This window comes from Paenibacillus sp. NPDC056579, from assembly GCF_042793215.1.
In the GTDB taxonomy this organism is placed as follows: domain Bacteria; phylum Bacillota; class Bacilli; order Paenibacillales; family NBRC-103111; genus Paenibacillus_S.
In genome coordinates, this window is the sequence record NZ_JBHTVD010000032.1 from 1,164 (window position 1) to 3,209 (window position 2,046).

The following is a 2,046-nucleotide window of genomic DNA, read 5'->3' on the forward strand; positions in this document are numbered from 1 at the left end:
ATTACAACGCGCTCATGAGCTGGGTGTACAAGCGTGAAAATACGATTCTATGGATAGACGAATTAATGGAAGTCGCGCCAAGCGCCCATAACTACCCGAAAGAATTGAAAGCCTTATACACGCGCGGGCGTTCGAAAGAAGCAGTCGTTTGGGCTTGTACCCAGCGCCCAACAGACATTCCGGTCATTGCTATGGCCAACAGTTCACACTATTTCATTTTCACCATGCAAAACCCGGATGACCGTAAAAAGATTGTGAAAGCAACAGGGATGCCGCAATTTATGGAGCAACCCGGCGGGCACAATTTTTGGTATTGGAAAGTGGGTATGCAAAACCCGGTACTAGCAAAATTGAAGCTTTAAAGGAGGTGATGACTTGGAGACACGAAAATTTGCAGGTGTCGGGCTGAAGAACATGATTGTCATTGCGCTATTCACAATGATGGTCATTGTCGTAACAAAGGTTATTGTCACGAAGCATCCGGTTAACGGTGTGACGCAATTAGTAAACGCAGTATAAGGAGGAAAAAAGCATGAAGGTTAAATGGTTAGTTCATACGTTCATTACTGTATTTATCACGATGGTTTTCATGTGGATTATTAAGAAAGCTTCAGCAAAATATCATATCCCGGTTGTATCTACAATCGCGGCAGAAGTCTAAGGAGGAATTTTAATTTATGGCAACTCAACAGCAACTATCAGCACAGGCAAAGGCTCAACTATTCTCGCAGGCTACCCGCCAAACATGGCAGATGATGGGTACACAGACAGTGACAGAGGACGCACAAACGGTATCATTCAACCTACCGAAAGTACGCCTGCTATCACAAATTTTAGTTGAATTTGACGCGACTGTCTCTCTCAAATCGCAGAACGCGGCAATTCCAACTAAACCATTTTCACCATACCAGATTATCAGAAATATTGCACTGGAATTAAACAGTGGATTCCGTCCTTTTGTTGTGTCAGGCGAAGCCCTTCACCTATACAGCTTAAACCGATTGAATCCAGACGTTCTATTACCTGCATCAAGTCCGCGGGCGTTATCTTACATTGAAACAGCCGCGAGCACGTCAGGTAAAGACGCGCGTATTAAATTCCAAGTCGCGCTGCCATTAACTTTAAACCAACGTGACCCGGTCGGTCTTATCTTGCTACAAAACGAGGAGACAACCGTTTCCCTTCAGATTGATACAGCACGCGCGCAAGACGCGTATCAGTTGGCTACTGGAGACACCGTTACACTGAAGCAATTGAAAATCACGCCGACAATTGAAACGTTCTCCGTCCCTTCTGTACCACAAGCTATGCCGGATATTTCTGTCCTGAAGCTTGTAAACGAAAAAGGCGAACAGTTCACCGGGAACGGTCAAAATATCGTGAAGCTTCAGACAGGGACGATCTACCGTAAACTCATGTTTTACTTTACGGATGAGTCAGGCAACCCGCTGAAGGACAGCGACTTTGCGGGCAACTTGGAATTGGTATTTAACCAAGCCGACATCCCTTACAGCATTAAGCCGTCAGCACTTGCAGCCCGAAATCATTCGGACTTGGGTTATGTCTTACCGGATGGGGTTTATGTGTTTGACTTCTCTAACCAAGGCTTGCCAAACCTCGGCGGCTCTCGTGACTATATTGACACCGAACGTCTTACAGAGTTTTGGATTCGCTTCAATACTCAAAAAGGCGGGCGCGTGAAAATCGTTGCTGAAAAGCTTTCACGCTTGCATTAATACACGCGGGAGGGCTTTTCCCTCCTTTTCTTATTTGACTACTACGAAGGAGGATTTATATGAACGCACCATCACAAATGGGTCTAGGTGAAATGTTCTACCATGCCGCAGACTTATATCCAAACATGGGGTTTATGAGTACCCGAACGTCTACAGTTCCCGAAGCTGAAGATCAAATGTCTCTTGTCGATGATGAGGACACAGCAAAAGAGCATGACGTAAAGCAAGACCCTATTACATCAAAACAAATCTTGCTGGGGTTCGGCATTGTGTTCCTTGTCGTATTCCTATTCTCGGCAAGGGTGTAGGG

The 2,046-nt window shown here is 45.5% G+C and carries 4 protein-coding genes and 1 pseudogene; all 5 read left to right on the forward strand.

All coding sequences use genetic code 11. The annotated features are described in order from the left end of the window. A pseudogene (locus tag ACFQ88_RS39495) lies at positions 1-362 on the forward strand (ATP-binding protein); the annotation flags it as partial. A gap of 13 nt (positions 363-375) precedes the next feature. Then, positions 376-519, forward strand: a complete 144-nt coding sequence (locus ACFQ88_RS39500; RefSeq protein WP_158649812.1) for a hypothetical protein — start codon at positions 376-378, stop codon at positions 517-519. 13 nt (positions 520-532) lie between these two features. Next, entirely contained in the window at positions 533-661 is a 129-nt protein-coding gene (locus tag ACFQ88_RS39505) for a hypothetical protein (RefSeq protein WP_284675467.1), read from the forward strand. A 16-nt stretch (positions 662-677) separates the two neighbouring features. Further along, positions 678-1,736 (forward strand): hypothetical protein, encoded by a 1,059-nt coding sequence (locus ACFQ88_RS39510; protein WP_376642743.1) that lies wholly within the window; start codon positions 678-680, stop codon positions 1,734-1,736. Positions 1,737-1,795: 59 nt separating this feature from the next. Continuing rightward, on the forward strand, positions 1,796-2,044 hold the full coding sequence (locus tag ACFQ88_RS39515; protein ID WP_080467411.1) for a hypothetical protein: 249 nt from the start codon (positions 1,796-1,798) through the stop codon (positions 2,042-2,044). Positions 2,045-2,046: the final 2 nt, after the last annotated feature.